General features: G+C 70.6%; 15 protein-coding genes and 1 pseudogene. 5 read left to right on the top strand and 11 right to left on the bottom strand.

What is annotated here, in order from left to right:
• Nucleotides 1–8: 8 nt before the first annotated feature.
• Nucleotides 9–242 (top strand): hypothetical protein, encoded by a 234-nt coding sequence (locus tag ACIQ7D_RS01135; RefSeq protein ID WP_403932025.1) that lies wholly within the window; start codon nt 9–11, stop codon nt 240–242.
• 17 nt (nt 243–259) lie between these two features.
• Here ACIQ7D_RS01135 and ACIQ7D_RS01130 read toward each other — a convergent pair whose 3' ends face one another.
• The 3 genes and pseudogenes from ACIQ7D_RS01130 to ACIQ7D_RS01120 form a co-directional block, all read right to left on the bottom strand.
• Entirely contained in the window at nt 260–1,120 is an 861-nt protein-coding gene (locus ACIQ7D_RS01130) for an inositol monophosphatase family protein (protein WP_403932022.1), read from the bottom strand.
• A gap of 65 nt (nt 1,121–1,185) precedes the next feature.
• Nucleotides 1,186–3,000 carry a gamma-glutamyltransferase family protein gene (locus ACIQ7D_RS01125; protein WP_403932020.1) on the bottom strand — a complete coding sequence of 605 codons (1,815 nt, stop codon included), beginning with the start codon at nt 2,998–3,000 and terminating at the stop codon, nt 1,186–1,188.
• Nucleotides 3,001–3,049: 49 nt separating this feature from the next.
• Nucleotides 3,050–3,256 (bottom strand): annotated as a pseudogene (locus tag ACIQ7D_RS01120) (integrase); the annotation flags it as partial.
• 408 nt (nt 3,257–3,664) lie between these two features.
• Between ACIQ7D_RS01120 and ACIQ7D_RS01115 the strand changes: the two are divergent.
• Entirely contained in the window at nt 3,665–4,747 is a 1,083-nt protein-coding gene (locus tag ACIQ7D_RS01115; RefSeq protein ID WP_403932018.1) for a glycosyltransferase, read from the top strand.
• Between the two features lie 276 nt (nt 4,748–5,023).
• Here the strand turns inward: ACIQ7D_RS01115 and ACIQ7D_RS01110 are convergent, their stop codons facing one another.
• The 6 genes from ACIQ7D_RS01110 to ACIQ7D_RS01085 all read right to left on the bottom strand — a co-directional run bounded on the left by ACIQ7D_RS01110 (nt 5,024) and on the right by ACIQ7D_RS01085 (nt 12,551).
• The gene (locus ACIQ7D_RS01110; protein WP_403932015.1) at nt 5,024–5,746 is read right to left on the bottom strand and encodes a hypothetical protein; all 723 of its coding nucleotides are present in this window, start codon (nt 5,744–5,746) and stop codon (nt 5,024–5,026) included.
• 40 nt (nt 5,747–5,786) lie between these two features.
• Nucleotides 5,787–8,033, bottom strand: a complete 2,247-nt coding sequence (locus ACIQ7D_RS01105) for a glycosyl hydrolase family 95 catalytic domain-containing protein (protein WP_403932012.1) — start codon at nt 8,031–8,033, stop codon at nt 5,787–5,789.
• Nucleotides 8,030–8,260 (bottom strand): hypothetical protein, encoded by a 231-nt coding sequence (locus ACIQ7D_RS01100; RefSeq protein WP_403932009.1) that lies wholly within the window; start codon nt 8,258–8,260, stop codon nt 8,030–8,032. Before ACIQ7D_RS01100 ends, ACIQ7D_RS01105 begins: the two co-directional genes overlap by 4 nt.
• Before the next feature lie 915 nt (nt 8,261–9,175).
• Nucleotides 9,176–10,312 (bottom strand): mandelate racemase/muconate lactonizing enzyme family protein, encoded by a 1,137-nt coding sequence (locus tag ACIQ7D_RS01095; protein WP_403932006.1) that lies wholly within the window; start codon nt 10,310–10,312, stop codon nt 9,176–9,178.
• Nucleotides 10,309–11,253, bottom strand: coding sequence for a dihydrodipicolinate synthase family protein (locus ACIQ7D_RS01090; protein WP_403932003.1), 945 nt, complete (start codon nt 11,251–11,253; stop codon nt 10,309–10,311). Before ACIQ7D_RS01090 ends, ACIQ7D_RS01095 begins: the two co-directional genes overlap by 4 nt.
• Nucleotides 11,250–12,551 (bottom strand): MFS transporter, encoded by a 1,302-nt coding sequence (locus ACIQ7D_RS01085; protein ID WP_403932000.1) that lies wholly within the window; start codon nt 12,549–12,551, stop codon nt 11,250–11,252. The genes ACIQ7D_RS01090 and ACIQ7D_RS01085 overlap by 4 nt, the downstream gene beginning before the upstream one ends.
• Nucleotides 12,552–13,406: 855 nt before the next feature.
• On the opposite strand from ACIQ7D_RS01085, the gene ACIQ7D_RS01080 reads away from it, so the two are divergent.
• Nucleotides 13,407–13,904, top strand: coding sequence for a GFA family protein (locus tag ACIQ7D_RS01080; protein ID WP_403931996.1), 498 nt, complete (start codon nt 13,407–13,409; stop codon nt 13,902–13,904).
• Here the strand turns inward: ACIQ7D_RS01080 and ACIQ7D_RS01075 are convergent.
• Together ACIQ7D_RS01075 and ACIQ7D_RS01070 are read right to left on the bottom strand one after the other, a co-directional pair.
• Nucleotides 13,886–14,674 (bottom strand): calcium-binding protein, encoded by a 789-nt coding sequence (locus ACIQ7D_RS01075; protein ID WP_403931994.1) that lies wholly within the window; start codon nt 14,672–14,674, stop codon nt 13,886–13,888. The two genes, ACIQ7D_RS01080 and ACIQ7D_RS01075, sit on opposite strands and share 19 nt — an antisense overlap.
• A gap of 229 nt (nt 14,675–14,903) precedes the next feature.
• Nucleotides 14,904–16,358, bottom strand: coding sequence for a hypothetical protein (locus tag ACIQ7D_RS01070; RefSeq protein ID WP_403933747.1), 1,455 nt, complete (start codon nt 16,356–16,358; stop codon nt 14,904–14,906).
• Between the two features lie 124 nt (nt 16,359–16,482).
• Here ACIQ7D_RS01070 and ACIQ7D_RS01065 point away from each other — a divergent pair, with 124 nt between their 5' ends.
• Together ACIQ7D_RS01065 and ACIQ7D_RS01060 are read left to right on the top strand one after the other, a co-directional pair.
• Nucleotides 16,483–17,766 carry a molybdopterin-dependent oxidoreductase gene (locus ACIQ7D_RS01065; RefSeq protein ID WP_403931991.1) on the top strand — a complete coding sequence of 428 codons (1,284 nt, stop codon included), beginning with the start codon at nt 16,483–16,485 and terminating at the stop codon, nt 17,764–17,766.
• Complete coding sequence (locus ACIQ7D_RS01060; RefSeq protein WP_403931988.1) at nt 17,763–18,311, top strand: hypothetical protein; 549 nt, start codon at nt 17,763–17,765, stop codon at nt 18,309–18,311. Before ACIQ7D_RS01065 ends, ACIQ7D_RS01060 begins: the two co-directional genes overlap by 4 nt.
• The last annotated feature ends 79 nt before the right edge of the window (nt 18,312–18,390 follow it).

The following is an 18,390-nucleotide window of genomic DNA, read 5'->3' as shown; positions in this document are numbered from 1 at the left end:
ACGCCGCCATGGACCGCCACGCGCTGCGTGCCGCGCTGAGCGCGGCCGGGGTACCCGACGGCTACTACCGTATCGAGGGGGTCCATGAACCGGCCCCCACCCCCGTCGACTTCCTCTTCGTACGGAGGACCGCCGACGGCGCGTGGGAGACCGGCGCGTACGAACGCGGAACCAGCGAGACCATCGCCCGGCACACGAGCGAGTCGGCGGCCTGCGCGCACCTGCTGCGCCTGCTCACCTGACCCGCCCCGCGCGACGCTCAGACCCCGGCGCGCAGCCGCTCCCGTATCCGCTCCACCGTCTCCCGGTCCCGGGCGGCGGTGAACGGGAGCGCGTTGCCGCCCGTGATGCGGTACGGCTCGCCGGTCAGCGTCGCGTGCGCGCCGCCCGCCTCCGTCACCAGCAGCAGGCCCGCCGCGTGGTCCCACGCCAGCTCCCAGCCGAAGGCCACCGCGTCGAGCGCGCCACGCGCCACGGCCAGGTACTCCAGCCCCGCCGCGCCGCACGGCCGGGCCTCGATCCCCGCCACGCCCAGCCCCAGCAGGGCGCGCTTCTGCTCGGGCGTGGTGTAGTCCGGGTGGGACGTCGCGACCCGCAGCGGCGCGCCCGCCCCGGGCGGCCCCGGGCGCAGGGGCACACCGTCGAGGACTGCGCCCCGGCCGCGTACGGCGATCGCCATTTCGTCCAGCGCCGGCGCGTACGTCCACGACGCGACCAGCTCGCCGCCCTGGGCGAGGGCGACGAGGGTGCAGAAGCCGTCCTCGCCGCGGATGAACTGGCGGGTGCCGTCCACCGGGTCCACGATCCACACGGGGGCGTCGCCGCGCAGCGCCTCGTACCGGGCCGGGTCCGCGTGGACGGCCTCCTCGCCGACCACCGCGGAGCCGGGGAGCAGCGCGGTGAGCGCGGCGGTGAGGTGTTCCTCCGCGCGGCGGTCCGCGACGGTCACGAGGTCGTGCGGGGCACTCTTCTCGGTGATCTCGTGGGCGGCGAGCCGCCGGTGGCGCGGCATGATCTCGGCCGCCGCCGCCTTGCGTACCGCCTCTTCCACGGCGGAGACCTGGACGGCGTGAGCCGTCCCGCGCAGGGGAACCGTTCCGTACACCGAGTCGTCGACCATGTGTCCAGCCAATCATGGACCTCTGACATCCGGCGGCCGGGGCGGGCGCGGGGGCGCGGGGCCGGTCAGCGTCCCACGGCGTATCCCTGCATGCCGCGCGGGTTGGCGGCGGCGGAGAGTACGCCGGTCTCCGGGTCCCTGGCGACGGCGCAGAGCCGCCCCTCCGACCAGGGGTCCCCGACGGTGACGTCATGGCCACGGCGGCGCAGTTCCGCGACGACGGAGGGGTCCATGCGCTCCTCCACGGTGACGCTGCCCGGGCGCATCCCGCGCGGGTAGAAGGAGCCGGGGAAGCTGTCGTTGTGCCAGTTGGGGGCGTCGACGGCGCCCTGGAGGTCGAGTCCGCCGCGGACCGGGGCGCGCAGGACGAGCGCGAGGAAGAAGTGGAGCTGCCACTGGTCCTGCTGATCGCCGCCCGGCGTCCCGAAGGCCACCACGGGGGTGCCGTCGCGCAGGGCGAGGGACGGGGTGAGGGTGGTGCGGGGGCGGCGCCCCGGGGTCAGGGAGTTCGGCAGGCCGGGGTCGAGCCAGGCCATCTGGAGGCGGGTCCCCAGCGGGAAGCCGAGTTCGGGGACGACCGGGTTGGACTGGAGCCAGCCGCCGCTGGGAGTGGCGGCGACCATGTTGCCCCAGCGGTCGACGATGTCGAGGTGGCAGGTGTCGCCCCGGGTGGCACCGTCCCTGGCGACGGTGGGCTCACCGGCGCCCGCGGCCGGGGCGCCCGGCGTGCCGAAGCCGGGCTCGCCCGCGGCGACGCCGCGCGCGTGGCCGCTGAGCACGGGCTCGCGCCCGTCCGGGCTGCCGGGGCGCAGCGCGTACGAGGCCCGCTCGCCGATCAGCGCGCGGCGGGCGGTGTTGTACGGCTCGGACAGCAGGGTGTCGAGCGGTACGGGGGCGGCGTCTCCGTACCAGGCCTCGCGGTCGGCCATGGCGAGCTTGCACCCCTCGACCAGGAGGTGGACGTAGTCGGCCGAGCCGTAGCGGGGCAGGTCGGCGGCGCGGGCGGGCAGCAGGGCGAGCTGCTGGAGGAAGGCGGGGCCCTGGCTCCAGCCGCCCGCCTTGCAGAGGGTCCAGCCGTTCCAGTCGTAGGTGACGGGCGCTTCGTACGAGGCGGACCAGCCGGCCAGATCGGCGGCGGCCAGGGTGCCGGTGTGGCGGGAGCCGCTGGTGTCCAGGGTGGGGCGGGCGGATTGCGCGAGCAGCGCCTCGGCTATGAAGCCGGTGCGCCAGATCTCCCGGGCGGCCTCGATCTCGGCGCTACGGTCGCCGGCTCCGGCGGCTTCGGCCTCCGTGATCAGCCGGCGCCAGGTGGCGGCGAGCGCGGGGTTACGGAACAGCTCACCAGGTGCGGGCGCCTTGCCGCCGGGCAGGTAGACCTCGGCGGAGGAGGTCCACTCGGTCTCGAAGAGTTCCCGGACGGTCTCGACGGTCCCGCCGACGCGTTCGACGGGCGCGTGGCCGTCCTCGGCGTAACCGATGGCGTATCGCAGCACCTCGGCCAGCGACAGGGTGCCGTGGTCGCGCAACAGCACCATCCAGGCGTCGAAGGCGCCGGGCACGGCGGCGGCGAGCGGCCCGGTGCCGGGGACAAGGTCGAGTCCGAGGGAGCGGTAGTGCTCGATGGTGGCGCCCCGGGGCGCGGGCCCCTGCCCGCAGAGCACCCGGACCTCGCCGTCGGCCGGGGCGAGGATGATGGGCACTTCTCCGGCGGGGCCGTTGAGGTGCGGTTCCACGACGTGGAGGACGAATCCGGCGGCGACGGCGGCGTCGTAGGCGTTGCCGTCGCGTTCCAGGACGGCCATCGCGGACTGCGAGGCGAGCCAGTGGGTGGAGGACACCATGCCGAAGGTGCCCTGGAGGGTGGGTCGGGTCGTGAACATAGTGCCTCTCACCTCGCTGTTTACGTGTACCAGCCCGAACAGTGGGCGCTCAGGACGGGGCCTGGGGAGAATCTGGGGAGTTTGCGCCAGCGGCCTCCCTCTCCCGCTCCCCCAGAAGGCTATCGATCGCCCTGCGCCCCTTCTTCCCCGCCTCCGGCATGAAGTGGGCATAGTGGTCGAGGGTGATGGTCGGCGACGAGCGCCCCCACCACTTGGCGAGGGTCACGACCGACTCGCCTGCTTCGACGACTGAGCTGCACTGATGGACGCACCGGACGCAGACGGACAGGTCGTCATCGATCTCGAAGGGGCGTCCTCGTGATCGCCCACTGCGACAAGGAGGACGCGGCCGCGACCTGGAAGAAGACCTACGGCCATCACCCCCTGACGGCGTGGTGCGGCCGGCCCGCTCATCGGTGCGGCAGCGGCAGCGGCATGCCCGGGGCGGTCGGAGCACGGTGGCCGTCAGCCGCACAGCCTGTTCGGGCGCGGTGTGTTGTCGGTGGCTCGCGAGAGGGGCCCGGGCGGTGCCCCTTCTCGTCCGCGTGGCATTCTCGTTCCCCTGAGTACGCATACGAAGGCGTACGCACGCGAGTTGAGCGAGGAGCACACCACCGTGCGAGTGTTGTTCGCCGGGCCTGGTCAGGCCGGTCACCTTTTCCCGATGATCCCCACCGCTCAGGCACTGCGTGCGGCCGGGCACGACGTCCTGTTCGCCGCCCTGCCTCCGGTCGACCTGCTGCGCACGGCCGGGATTCCCGCCGTCGAGGTCGGTGACGGATCGACGCTCACCGACGCCTTCCGCCAGGTGTTGGACGGCCCCGTCCAGTACGTGGACGACGGGCAGCCGCAGGAGGAGAAGCTGCGGATCGCGGTGCGCGGTTTCGCCCGGCACGGCAAGACCGCTGTCCCCGGTCTGCTGCGGCTGGCGGAGAGCTGGCGCCCGGACATCCTCGTGCACGACTCGTTCCACGCCGGGGCCCCGCTTGTCGCGGCGGCGCTGCGCATCCCTGCCGTGGTGCACAACTTCGGTGTCACATCCGGGGTGGCGTTGGCCGCTCTGATGGCTGCCGAGCTGGCCGACGACTACCGGGCCCACGGGGTCACGGCACCGGCCGACCGCACCGTCCTCGACGTGGTGCCGGCCTCGCTCGGCGGCGACGGCACCGGCTGGCGGGTCCGGTACGTGCCGTTCAACGGTGCCGGTGTGGTCCCCGCCGAGTTGGCCGCGGGCCGTGGCGGAGAACGACGGCGAATCGCGGTAACGCTCGGCACGGTGCTGACGGAGCTGGACGGTCTACGGTCCATCGTCCGGCTGATCGAGCACGCGGCGGCGGTCGACGCGGAGTTCCTGCTCGCTGTCGGCGACGCCGACCTCACGCCCCTCGGCACGCTGCCGTCGAACGTACGGCCGCTGCCGTGGGTGCCGCTTGCCCAACTGCTGGACGCCTCCGACGCCATCATCCATCACGGCGGCTCGGGGACGATGATGACGGCGGCCGCCGTCGGCACCCCGCAACTGATCCTGCCGCAGGGCGCCGACCACTTCGAGAACGCCGCCGCTGCCGAGGCGTCGGGCTTCGCCCTGTCCGCCGCCGCCGACGCCGTGGACGGCGACCTGCTGGACGTGCTGCTGAACGACGAGGGCCTGAGAAAAGCGGCCGCCGCCCTGCGCGCCGAGATCGCGGCCCTCCCCTCGCCCGCGGAGCTGGTCCCCGCTTTCGAGGCCCTGGCCGCCGCCCGCTGAGCCGCCGGCCCCCTGCCCCCTCCACGGCCCCGGCTCGCGGGCCGGCAGGGTGCGTGCGGGCGGCTGGGGTCGACGTCGGACGGGCTCACAGAGGTGGGCCCGCCGGTCGGTGGACAACCTGCGTACGGGGATGGGCGGATGTTCACCACCATCGCTGACGCAAACGCGGAGATCCTGGAGCGGAATGACCAGAGCCGCACCGCAGACCAGCGCCGCACCGCATGCGATGCTGAGGCGGCGAAGTGCCGTGCCGGACGTTCCGGGCCCGGTGCCGCGTCAGTCGACGTCCCCGTAGGACGTTCCGACCTTCAGAGCGTCCACGTAGTGGTCCACCGAGCTGGAGCCGGCGCCGTAGACGCCCCACTTCGGATGGTTCTCGTTGTCGAAGGTGCGGCAGTTCCAGCGCTGGGTCGCGTTGCTGAAGGTCTGCTTGGCGCCGTTGAACCAGAGCTCGACCCAGCCGCCGAGGGTCTGGTCGGACAGGTGGAGGCCGACGACGATGTGGTTCCAGGCGCCGGCGGAGACGGACCTGGACCAGATCGTGTGTACGGTGCTGTCCGGTTGTCGCTGGATCATCGTCAGCCTGCCGCCGATCATCTTGAGCACGACGGGCCAGTTCTGCTGGTGGTTCCCGTAGGACTTCCACTGGAAGATCGCGTTGTTGTCGGCTGTGCTGGAGAGCTTGCTCGCCCAGCCCAGGTAGTGGGTGCTGCCGTTGGTGAACGTGTAGTCGTCGCCGCCCACGGCGATGCCGCGGCTCTCGCAGCGGTTGGAGCCGGCCGGCTTGCGGTAGCGCCACACCTCGCCCCGCTCGGAGTCGTCCACCGCGGTCACGCCGCCGGGTGCGGCGCAGTTGCTGCCGATGTGGGCGAAGACACCGGTGCCCCGGGAGGCGCCGCCGTCCCAGATCACCGTGGCCTGTGCCTGTCCGGCCAGCAGGGTCATGACGGCCGCAGCCGCGGTGCAGACCGAGGCGAGTCCTAAGCGCTTGTTGTTCATACGTGTCCTCCTGTGTCGATCGGTGGGGGATCGGGTGTCGTCAGGTCAGTCCCCACGGCGGGGCGTGGCCGTCGGCCGGGACGTTCCGAGGTTCGAGGCGCGGTCGTTCGCCGCGGCGGGTCACCACTGCCGTGCGGCCCCGGCGTACGCCGACGGCGATGGTGCCGTCGCCCCGGTCGCGGCACGGGATCCGGGCGCCGTTCGCCTTGTCGCGGACCTCGATGTCGCCGTCGATTCCGTGCCGCAGCACCAGCGGTTCGCCCGCCTCGCTCGCCACGGCGATCCAGTCGGTTCGCCCGTTGCGCCGGGAGGCGTCGACCAGGAAGGCGCCCTGCGTACGGACCCGGGAGATGGAGACGTCCGGCCAGGCCGAGGAGACGGCGGGGAACACCCGCACCACGCCGCCGTGGCTCTGGGTGACCATGTCGAGCAGCGACTGGGCTGCGCCGATGGGGCTCTCCAGCGCGAAGTTGGAGCCCTCGCGGTACATCGTGTTCGGCGTCAGGGCGCAATCGTCGACGACGTTGCCGTCCAGGAAGAACCGCAGATAGGACAGCGCCTGCTTCGCGTTGCCGAACAGGGTCTCCATGGACGAGGCGATGGCATAGCTGTAGCCGTGCCAGCGCACCTGCATCGATGTCCAGTGATCGAAGGTGTGCCGCTCCAGCTTTTCCTGCAGCGGGTACAGCCACAGAAGATGGGAGAAGTGGCGGTGGGATTCGGCGAGGGGGACGTCGGCGCCGATCATCACGCCGTTCTCGTTCTCGTGGTACGGGACCAGCCGGGCGAGGATGTCGCGCCACCGGGCGACGTGCGGGTCGTCCAGCCGCAGCCGCTTCGCCGAGGCCAGCAGCGTCGCGCAGCCCCACTTCAGCAGCGACAGGTCGTAGGTGCAGTCGGCGGCGTCGGCGTACTCCGGCGAGCGGGTCTCGGGCAGGTGCAGCCTGCCGCCCGCTCCTTCGGTGAGGAAGCGGGCGTGGTGGTTGACCGCCTTCGTGAGCACCGGGTGGATGACGCGGCGCAGCACCTCGTCGTCCATGTGGTGGCGGTAGGTCACCCAGGCGTTGTGCAGCGCCCAGATGAGGTTTCCGGTGTGGTCGTTGGGGTTGATGCCGGGACGGCCGACGTAGCGCGGGCCGGAACGCAGTTTCCAGTCGCCGGGGTGGCAGAGCGCGTACGTCTCGCCGTCGCGCAGCTCCGGCCAGATGTTGGTCTCCAGGTTCTCGTGGTAGCGGGCGAAAGTGGGCGTGATGGCGTCCAGCTCGCGGTGGTTGGAGCCGTTGGCCACCGGATAGGTGACCTGGACGTTGGTGTTCCACCAGATGTTGGTCCAGCCGTTGCCCGACTCGGGGAACCAGGGGCCGAAGACCGGGGTGACCGGGCCGCCCGCGCGCGTGGCGCAGGCCAGCTTGTAGAGCTGGATCCAGTAGAAGCGCTGGACCTTCTTGTCGGGTACGGAGACCAGGCTGCGCCGGTGGAAGCTGTGCCACCAGCGTCGGTGCCGGGCGATGTCGCGGTCCGGGGAGCCGTCGAGGGTTTCGTCGACGGTGCGGACCGCCTCCTCGCGGCCCGTCGAGTGCGGATGGCCGTACGCGATGGAGGCGACCAGCAGCCGCTGCGTACCGGAGCGGACCTCGCGCCAGGCGGTGGAGTAGCCGCCACCGGCGTGCAGTGGCTGCTCGACCAGGCCCGGGGCGACGGCCGGGTCCGGGTTGGCGGTGTAGTCGGGCGGGAGCCGGATGGTGCGGGTCGTCCGTGCGGGCAGTGGGGTGAAACCCCATGCCGCGGATTCCTCGCCCGCGGTGGGCTGGAGCCGGGCAAGCAGCACGTCGCGGTGGTTGAGGATCAGGGAGCTGAACGTTGCGCTGCCCTGCGTGGTGGTGATCGTGCCGGTCAGCTCGGCGTCGTCGAGATCGAGCCGCCAGTCCACGTCGGTGATGGCACCGGCGAAGGTGAGCGTGAGACAGCCGACGCCCAGCCGTGAGTATCCGATCGCGGCCTCCCACTGGCCGCGTTGGTCCTGCACCAGACCGTTGTTGATCATGATGCGCAGGATGTTGCCCTCTCCCGGCTTCCGGTAGATGTGCGCCGCCATGCGGCCGTTGCCCAGGAAGGGCGCTTCCTGCCAGCTGTCGGGGACGCGTTTCCAGACCATCGCGGCGTCGTCGAGCAGGCCCCCGTGCACGTCGCGGTGGTGCGAACGACCTGCCCAGGCCACAGGGGAGCCGCCTGTGAGCACGGCTCCTGAGCTGCCCACGACGAAAGCCCGCCGGGAGATCGGGGTCATGGCTTCGGCCTTTCCGAGGAGAGGGCGAACAGGCGCGGTCGGGGGCGGGTGGTCCCCGTGAGGGTGAGGGCGCGCGGCTCTCCGGCCGGGGCGAGGGCGACCGCGCTTGTGAAGACGCTGACCTCGGTGCTGCCCTGACCGCTCGCTCCGTGCCGGTGGGTGGCGCGGAGCACCTTGCTGTCACCGGCGACGGGCTGCCCTCGCCAGTCCGTTGGCGCGACGTCCACTTCCACGTCGGAGCCGTTGGCGCCACCGCGGTGTATTCCGTCGCGAACAGGCGGCAGCTCGCGGACAGGCGGCAGCCCTGCGTGGTCTGGTGCGGAGGCCGGGGTGGGGGCTCCCCGCACTGCTGGTGCCCCTCCTGCCGTCAGAGATCCGAGGAATATGCGTCTGGACGAGGGTGATCCGGGCATGCACCGTCTCCTCACGCCGATACATTGGATGACCCGCAGAATCGGCGAGATTGCATGTACTCGTCAAGCCTCTGGACATAATCGATCGGGTGAATGGGCCGTGGCGGCAGGCTATTGGGAGCTGTGGGGGATTTGTGGCATCCGGATCTCCCCCCAACATCCGATGAATGCCGCTTCTTTGCCCCGCCGAGATCCATAATGTGCACTAGCTGAGCCCTGTCCGGCCGGTCTTTGCCGGGGCCGGAACTCCGAGGTGACATCAGCCGCTGCCGCGGCAGGCGACACCTCGCCGCGTTGCCGGAGCGCCCACAGGAAACCACCGTGCGGGCGCTCCGGCGTCTTGCGACGTACCGCACCGGACGCGCCGGGCTGATCCGCCCCGCGACCGTCATCACCTCATCGCCGTCGCAGACCTCCGCCGGCGTTGATGGCTGAACCCGCTCCAGCAGCATCGCGAGTCACTGCCGCGGGTACCAAACGCGTCCTCATGGCGCCGCCGGTCCGCACCGGGCCCGGCCGCCGGCCCCGGCTGAGCTACCGTATCCACCTCGACCGCGGTCCCGCCGAAGGCCGGCGCAAGGGCTTCACGGGGACCGACTGCGCCCGCCTGCTCGACGCCGCACTCCGGCGGCTCGGCGGCCCGATCGTCCCGATCTGGGACAAACCGCGCCGTCTCTGTGCGGCGCCGTTCATACCGCCGCGACGCTCATACCGCGGCGGTCGCCCGCTTCACATCCATGCCGTCGAGCCGTCGGATCGAACCGGCACCTTCCGCTTCCAGGTGGTCCAGTCGTCGGTCGTGAGCGCGGCCTCGTCGATCTCGATGCCCCACCCGGGACGGTCCGGGCGCAGTGCGAGGTGGCCGTCGACCGGGAGATAGGGGTCGGGGCACCACGGCACGTCGTCCGGCTTGTACTCAAGGATGCTGAAGTTGGTCGTCGCGGCCGCGAAGTGCACGTTCGCCGCGGTCGCGAGCGGACCGAGCGGGTTGTGCGGCGCGACCGGGACGTAGTGCGCGTCGGCGATGGTGGCTATCTTCACCATCTGGGTGAGGCCCCCGACCACGCAGATGTCCGGCTGCACGATGTCGGCTCCGCCCGCGCCGAGCAGCGCCAGGAACTCATGCGGGGAGTACAGGCACTCCCCCGTTGCCAGCGGCACGGCTATCTCGGAGCGGATCCTGCCCCAGGCGGGGATGTGCTCGGGCCGTATGGGCTCCTCCAGGAAGAGCGGCTGGTTGGGTGCGAGCGCGGCGCCGAGTTCGACCGCCTGCCGCGGTTCCCACAGGCACGCGTGCGCGTCGAACGCGAAGTCCCACTCCGCGGGGTGACTGTCGCGGACCCCGCCGAAGTACTCGCCCAGTTCGCGGACCACGAGCCCGAACCGGGTCCGGTGCGGGTCCGTCCGGTAGGGACTGAGCTTGAACGCCGTGAAGCCGAAGCGATCGTGCAGCGCCGCGGTGGTGTCCCGCAGTTCCCTGACATCCGGCGCGGAGTACAGACCGGCGTAGACCCGCACCCGGTCGCGTACCGCACCGCCGAGCAACTGGTAGACCGGCACACCCACGGCCTTGGCCGCGATGTCCCACAGCGCGTGGTCGATGGCGGCGACGGCGGCGAGGCCCAGCGCCCCCTGAGGGAAGCGGGCGGATTGAAGGAGGAACTGGTTGACCCGGCTCGGGCACCGGGCGTCCATACCCTTGATCTGCTCGAACAGGTAGTCCAGCAGCGGCGGGTAGGCCAGGTCGGGGCCGTGGTTGTACACCTCCGACCATCCGTCGATCCCGTCCTCGGTGCTGATCTTGACCAGCACTCTGGGCCGGTCACCCACCCGCTGGAGGAAGGTCCGCAGCGACTCGATCTTCACGCCGCACGCTCCCCGGCCGCCTCGGGCACCGCTGAGCGCCACTGTGCCATGGCCGCGGTGACCTCGCGGGCGAGCGCGTCGGACAACCGGTAGCTGGGCGGACGGACGTCGCGCCGGCACAGACCGAGCTGGTGCATGGCCTCCTTCACCACCGACACATTGTTGGCCGAGGCGTCGCGGGCTCGCAGCTCTTCGAAGTGCCGGACCTGCTGCCAGAGCCGGGTGGCGGCGCCGTAGTCGCCGTGCCGGAGCGCTTCGAGCAGTTCCAGGGACACGGCCGGAGCGACGTTGACCAGGCCCGACGTGAAGGCCCGTGCCCCTGCCTGCCAGTAGGCCGGAGCGTACGATTCCGCCAGGCCGGTGATCCACAGCAGCCGGTCCGGCGCCTCCGCCTTCGCCGAGGCGAACACGACCGGATCGGGGACGGAGTACTTCAACCCGACCACGTTCGGCGCCCGTTCCGCCAGGCGCGTGATGTGCGCACCGGTGACCGCGCGATGGGTGAGGTAGGGCAACACTCCGATATCGGGTACGGACGCCGCGATCCTCGCGTTGTACTCGACCCAGCCGTTCGGCGTCAGATACGGCAGGACGGGCTGATGGATCATGATCGCGTCCGCACCCGCATCACGGGCGAAGCGCGCGTCGGCCACGGCCGTCCCCAGGTCGAACCCCACTCCGGCGACGATCGTCGTGGCGCTCGCGCGCGCCGAGAGGACGCTCGTCAGAACGTGACGGCGTTCGTCCGGGGAGAGCGCGTAGAACTCACCGGTGTTGCCGTTGGGGGTCAACGCGGTCACTCCGTTGCGGACCAGACGTGCCGTCAGTGCGACCGTGAGGTCCCGGTCGACCTCGCCGTCCTCGTCATACGGAACGACGGGGATCCCGATGACCGTGCTGAGCTGCTCGACCAGGCGGCCGGCGTTCAACGAGGTGCTCACGAAGTGGTCCTTTCACCGTGCTCGGTAAGATCCGCGGGGAGTACGTGATACGGCGTGAGGGGCTTGACGCGTACCCAGAACAGGTAGATCGCCGCGCTTGCCAGAGAACACGCCGCCGCGCCGAGCAAGGGGCCCACATAGGACCCGTTGCTGGAAGCCAGGAACAGCCCGATGGCGATGGGGCTGAGAAGGTTGCCCACCTGGGAGCCGAAGTTCTGGAAGCCGGCCACCGCGCCGACGGACTCCGACGAGGGAGCCACTTCCGCCGGCAGGCTCAGGATCGCCGCGCCCGCGAACGAGTGCGTGGCGCTGCTGACGGTGAGTACGACCATCAGCACAAGATTGCTCTCGACGAACGGGGCAAACCCGATGCACGCGCTCAGGGCGAGCCCGGAGACGATCGGAACCTTCCGGGCCAGATTCGCGGAGGCTCCGGACGCCAGCATCCGGTCGGACACGATGCCGCCGAGCACCGTGGCGCCGATCGCGATGAGCGCCGGGACCCAGCCCACCATGCCGAAGTCCTTCTCGGAGAATCCGCGGTCGTCGAGCAGATAGCTGGGATACCAGGTGAGGAAGAACGCTCCGGCGAGCGAGCGGAACACATAGCCGGTCATCAGCGCCCACACCTGAGAGTCACTCAGCAACTCCCGCCACGGCACGTGGGCACCGCCCGACTCCGACGAGGCCGTAGCGCCCTGATCGGAGCGGATGTGGGCCAGTTCGGCGGCGGAAACACGCGGATGCTCCTCGGGGTCGCGGTACACGGCCGCCCAGCCCACGACCCACAGCAGCCCGACGGCACCGATCACGACAAAGGACAGGCGCCAGCCACCGAAGAGGGCCAATGCCGTCACCACCGGTATCGACAGCGCCGTTCCGATCTGCTGGCCCATGTCGAACAGGCTTGACGCGAACGCCCGTTCCTTACGCGGGAACCACCGTGAGACGACCTTGATGTTCGCCGGCTGAACCGGCGCCTCACCGATTCCCAGACCGAGGCGGAACAGCATGACGGATCCCACGCCCTGTGCGAGGGCGGTCAGCGCCGTCCAGATCGACCACCAGCCGACGGCGACGGGATAGATGATCCTCGGGCCGAAACGATCAAGCAGCCGGCCCGAGGGAATCTGGAACAGCGCGTAGGTCCAGAAGAACGCCGAAAGCATCACGCCCTGAACCGATGGGCTGATGTGGAACTCCTTCGACATGTAGGGCATGGCCACGCTCAGCGCGGCGCGGTCGAGATAGGCGATCGTGAGGCCAAGGGCCGAGAAGCCCACGATCGTCCAGCGCATACCGCTGCGCTGCCGGGCCGGCGAGCTCCCTGTCTTGGACAAGGGCACGGGGGAAAGAGGGGGCACCATCGCTCCCGAAACTGGGTAGGCTCCCCGAAGGGAGCATCGGAACTCTCCTGTCGCGGCCCGGGAGCTTGGCGGTGAACGGGCCGCACCTCACATCGTCAGTCAGCGTCAGCCGGTGAGCGGCTGTTGTCCGATCAGCCGGCCCGGACCGTCCGCCGACGCCCAACGGGCGGCAGGAGCCGCGCCGTTGAGCCTCAAACGCGTTTGACGATCCCAAGCGGACATAGCGAACATGGGCCCCTACTCCCTCCATAGCGGGCCTCGTATATGACGTACGATGTGTGACGCGAAGAAGGTAGGAGCGTCCGAAACGATTAGTCAACGCTTCTGACAAAACCCGTTTCCGAGGGACCGCGGACCGTATCGCCGGACCGCGACGGCCTGTTGGCGAGTTCGGTGGAGCAAAAACGGACGAAGGCCCGGCAGACGGCCCTTGGCTTTCGGGCTGTCCGCCTCCGGCATTCCGGGGTGCGCTCCTGCGGGAGCGCCTACTTGGGTTCCATCGACCGCGATCGGGGCGCAACCGGCCGGGACGGGGAAGAGCGAGACCCTTCCTCGCAGGTCAACGCTCCAGACGCGCCGGCTGACGCTGACACCTGGCGCGACGCCGGATGGACCGTCCGTGCCCTCGGACGCCCCTGAGCCGCGGTTTCGTCGCCCCGTCCGTGACGCCTCCGCGATCGGCGCACGCAGGGGCCACGCCAGAGCTGCCAAACATCGTCCTGACGATCATGAAAGCGATGGCACACTGACGGGCCCAACTTCCCCAGTGACCAGGGAGATCACCTTATGAGCGGCACCCCCGCCGACGACGCCCAGGGAGCCGAAACAGCTCGGGAACGTACCGGCGGCTGTCTGTGCGGCCGCATCCGTTTCACCACCCGAGGTGCGGTCGTCTTCCCCCACACCTGTGTCTGCCGCCACTGTCAAAAACTTGGCGGCACGCCAGTGATGTGGTGGGTCGGATTCGAGACGGTCACCTGGACCGGTGAGGGCGGCGAGCCGACCTGGTACGAGACCTTCGGAGGAGAGGCGAAGCGCGGTTTCTGCCCGACCTGCGGCAGCCGCCTCGCGGCGATCGACAGCGACATCCCAGAGATCGGCATCAACGTCACCGCCCTCGACGACACGAGCGGCGCAGACCTCGTGCCGATCCATGCGTCCTTCCGCGACAACGCCGTGCACTGGCTGCCCCCGGTGCCGGAGACCGAGCACGGTATGGCCCAGCACGGGCGGGGGTGGGCCGGTCGCGGCTACCCTCCCGAGAGTTACTTCACGTCGACGTAGTCCCCCGCAGAGGCGACCGCCGGGGTGGTGGGCGTGCCTGCGAAGAAATAGCGGAAGTGGCCGTCCGCCGTGGCCTTCGTCGTCGTTCTCAGGTTGCCCTTGCTGTCCGTCGTGGCGGACTTGAGCGTCGTGTAGGTGCTGGTGCCCTTCCTCTTGAACTGGAGCTTCACCGGCTGTTTGGCGTAGCCTCCGTACTTGTAGGTCTCCCAGTTGGCTCGAGTCAGGGCGCCCGTGACGGTGATCGCCTTGTTCTTCTTCACCGGTTCCGGCGAGGCGTTGACCGTCAGCTTGGAGTTGCGCAGGACCTTCGCCTTGGCGGCGGAATTCTTGGTGATGTAGTCACCGTCGTTGGCCAGGGCATGGGCCGTCACGGTCCAGGTCCCGGCCGTGGTGTTGTCCTGGGGGTGGATGCGTGGGTTCATTTTCAGCGAGTAGGTGCAGGTGGTCGTGGTGGAGTTCTGGAGCACGCACTTGCCCGCGATGTTGTCGGGGATCACGAGACCGTGGAAGTCGCCGTACGGGAGAGGCGTGTGCCACATGACCGGGAAGGTCCTTCCGGCCTCGATGCCCGAGTCGTCCGTGGCGGTCACCGCGATGGTGAACGTCTTCACGTCCGTGGTCCCCAGGACGATGTCCTTCCCTCCGTTGACGACCACCTTCGTGATCCTGATGTCACCCGAGGAGTCATCCGCCTGGGCGGCCGCCGGAACCGTGAGCGGGGACAGAGCGAGGGCCCCGGCGAAGCCTGCCATGGCGGTGCGGTGATGCATGAAGGCGTTTCCCTCATGTTCCAGCGCCTCAGGAGCGTCCCGAGGCGGAGCTGCCAATGCCCACCCGGTACGCGGGTGGCACGGACAAGACCATCGGGTCGCGGCAATGGTTGCCCATCGATCACACGGCTTTCAGGACGAGCGCGGGTCACACGATCGATCGCCCGTCGTCCCTCGATGCGGCCGGGGTGGCCTGCCTGTTACCGACCACTGACTCAAGGTCATGACGTCACCAGTAGGTGAGGAGAAGGTGATTGGTGAGCAGGGCGAGTGAGGCTTGTGCGATGAGCCATTCCCGTCGGCCGCGGGCGGGGAGCAGCGCCGCGGCCGTCGGCAGCCACAGGGTGAAGGGCAGCCAGATTCGTTCGGTTTCGGCTTTGCTCATGCCGGAGAGATCGGCTGCCAGCAGCGCTGCCAGGACGGCACACATCATCAGGACGACGGGGGTGAGGTGCTGGGCGGGCAGGGCCTGTTCGGAGCTGGTCGCGGAGGAGCGCGGCACTCGATCGCCGTCCGTGGCCGGGACGTCACGGTGCCGGCGCAGCAGGAGCGGGGCGGCGACCAGGGCGCGGCGCATGCCTGCCACCGCGGCGAGTCCCGAGCAGAGTACGACGCAGGCGAGGTTGCCCCAGATCCAGTACGTGTAGGGCCGTACCCCGCCTGATCCCTGGTAGTAGCGCTCGACCAGCAGCGGGTACGCCTCCCACCAGCGGAAGCCCAGAAGGGTGAAGGTGGCGGCGACCGCGGTGAGGCCCAGCAGGACGAGGGGTACCGGGCGTGCGGTGCGGGCGCACAGGAGGATCGCCAGGGCGGGAAGGGCCAGGAGGGTCAGGCCGTAGGAGAGATAGAGGGTGAGCCCGAAGAGGAGTCCAGCGCCCAGCGCGGCCGGCGCGCCGTGCCGTCCGCCCCGCCGGGTCGCGACGGCGAGGAGGGCCAGGGCCCAGGCGGCGACCGCCGCGAAGTAGCCGTCCGCCGAGGTGCCCACCCAGACCGCCGCGGGCGTGAGGACGAGGAAGGGGGCGGCGGATCGGGCGGTGCGCTCCGCCCCGAGTGCGCGGAGGGTGACCAGGACGGCCGCCGCCACCGAGCTGCCGGTGACGATGCAGAAGGCCCCGGCCCAGCCGCCGCCCCCGAGGCCGATCCGGTCGAGACCGACGAAGGTCAGTACGGCGCCGGGCGGGTGTCCGGCGATGTGCGGCGGCCAACTGCCGGGGGTACCGCCGGCGATGTGGTTGCTGAAGTCACGCAGGGCCGCGCCCACGTCGTCGAACCGGCCCACCCCGCGCAGGTATTCGTAGCGTGTCGTCAGCCGGTCCGCGACCCCGGTCCGCCAGCCGTCCACGAGGGCGAGGGACCAGGTCCAGGCCATGGCCGAGAGCCAGACCGCCCAGGTCAGGCGAGGCCAGGACAGGTGTGCCGCCACCGCCGGGCCGTACAGCACGACCAGCGCCGCGACGAGCAGCGCGGCGGGTGTCCCCGGGCCCGCGTGGGGCATCCAGTGGGCGAGCAGCGGCGGCCAGGGGGCGCGCAGGCTGCCGGTGGTGTGCTCGATGACCGCGCCGGCCACCGCCGCGGCGGCGAACAGGACGGCGGCCGCGGCGGCCGTGAGCAGGTCGGGGCGGCGGGCGGAGCTCGCGGCCGGTTCGGCCTCGGCGGAAGAGGAACGGCGCGGGGGCGAATGCAGGGTCACGCCGTCACGTTATGTCCGCCGAACCGCGATCCTGGAAGGCCACGACAGGTCACCCGGGCGCGAATTTCGTCATGATTCATACCAGTAAGTAGCGACGGGGTCGGCGTACGGTCCTGCCATGAATGTCTCTTCCCGGACCGGGACCGCCCTGCGGCGCGTTTTCTGGCGCAGTCCGGTCAGGGGTCCGTGGCTGACGTCCGTGTTCGGGCTGGTGCTGCTCGTCGGCATCCCCGTGCTGTTCGTGACGGGGCTGCTGTCGTACGCCGCGTACAACCCGGATCTCGATCCCGTCAACGACAAGACGCCGGACAAGGGCCTGCTGGGCTTCTACCTCTTCGCCTGGCCGACCGACCCGTACTGGCTCTACCGCGTCACCCAGGGCGTCCATGTCACGCTCGGGGTCGTGCTCGTCCCCATCCTGCTGGCGAAGCTGTGGTCGGTGGTGCCGAAGCTGTTCGTCGTGCCTCCGGTACGGTCGCTCGGCCACGCCCTCGACCGGCTGTCGCTGCTCCTGCTGGTCGGCGGCGCGCTGTTCGAATTCGTCACCGGGCTGCTCAACATCCAGCTCGCCTACCTGTTCCCCGGTTCCTTCTACCCCCTGCACTTCTACGGAGCCTGGGTCTTCGTCGGCGCGTTCATCGCCCACGTACTCCTGCGCCTGCCCCGGATGGTGCGGGCGCTGCGCACGAGAAACGCAAGGACAGAGCTGCGGACCCCGGTGGCCACGACGAGTCCGGAACCCTCCGACACCACCGGGCTGGTCACGCCCTTTCCCGCGGCGCCGACCATCTCGCGGCGCGGCGCGCTCGCACTGGCCGGTGCGGGGTCCCTGGTCCTGTTGGTGGTGACGGTCGGGCAGAGCATCGGCGGTCCCTGGCGCAGAACGGCCCTGCTCGCCCCGCACGGCAGACAGCCGGGCTCGGGCCCCAACGGATTCCCTGTCAACAAGACCGCCGCGCTGGCCCACATCACCGCCCGTGACATCGGCGCCGACTGGCGGCTCGTGGTCAGCGGCGCGGGCCGGCAGGTGACCCTCACGCGGGCCGAGGTGGAACGGCTCCCCCAACACCGTTCCGCGCTGCCGATCGCCTGCGTCGAGGGCTGGTCGACCGAGAACCAGCACTGGGAGGGCGTCCGGCTGGCCGACTTGGCGGGACTGGTCGGCCTGGGGCACGAACCGCCCGGGGTCTTCGTCGAATCCATCCAGCGTCACGGCGCCTTCCGCGCGGTCGCGCTCCGCGACAACCAGGTCCGCGATCCTCGCTCGCTCCTCGCGCTGCGCGTCAACGGCGCCCCGCTGTCGGCGGACCACGGCAGTCCGGCGCGGATCATCATGCCCGGCGCGCCAGGGGTGATGAACACCAAATGGGTGCGCCGGCTGACCTTCGGGGCGACGGCGTGAGAAAAACGAACTGGAAGGGCGTGCGCCGGAGCGCCGCCGGCGCTTTCCGCGGGGTGTACGGAGAGTCGCCGCTCCATCTCGTCGTCCTGCTCGCCTCCCTCGCGCTGTGCGGTTACGCGCTGGTCAGACTGTTGCGGGGCGACTGGCCCGCCATCGCCGTCTGGTTCGTGGGCGCGGCCCTGCTGCACGACCTGGTCCTGGTGCCGCTGTACACGGGAGCGGACTGGCTGACGCACAAGGTCCTCGGCGGCCGGCGGCGTACTTCCTGGAAGGACATCAACTGGCTCCGTGTCCCGTTCTTCCTCTCCCTGCTGCTCCTCCTGGTCTACTGGCCGCTGGTGCTACGCGACTCGCCCGGCTACAAGCTGACCACCGGCCTGTCCACGGATGTGTTCCTCGGCCGCTGGCTGCTGATCTCGGCCGTACTGTTCGCGGCGACCGGGGTGTTGCTGGTCATCCGCAGGTGGCGACCTGACCCCCGCCGGGTGGTCCGCCGCGTCCGGTACATCAGGAGCCGCTTCGCACGACGCTCCGCCGACCGATGAGCGGCCCAGCGGCACCCGGGCCCACCTGTCCGGCCATGAACGTGCCCCGGCGGGATACCGGTCGCGCGCGGGGCCGAAG

Source organism: Streptomyces sp. NPDC096310 (assembly GCF_044763125.1).
Taxonomy (GTDB): domain Bacteria; phylum Actinomycetota; class Actinomycetes; order Streptomycetales; family Streptomycetaceae; genus Streptomyces.
This window is presented reverse-complemented; position numbering and strand designations above follow the sequence as displayed.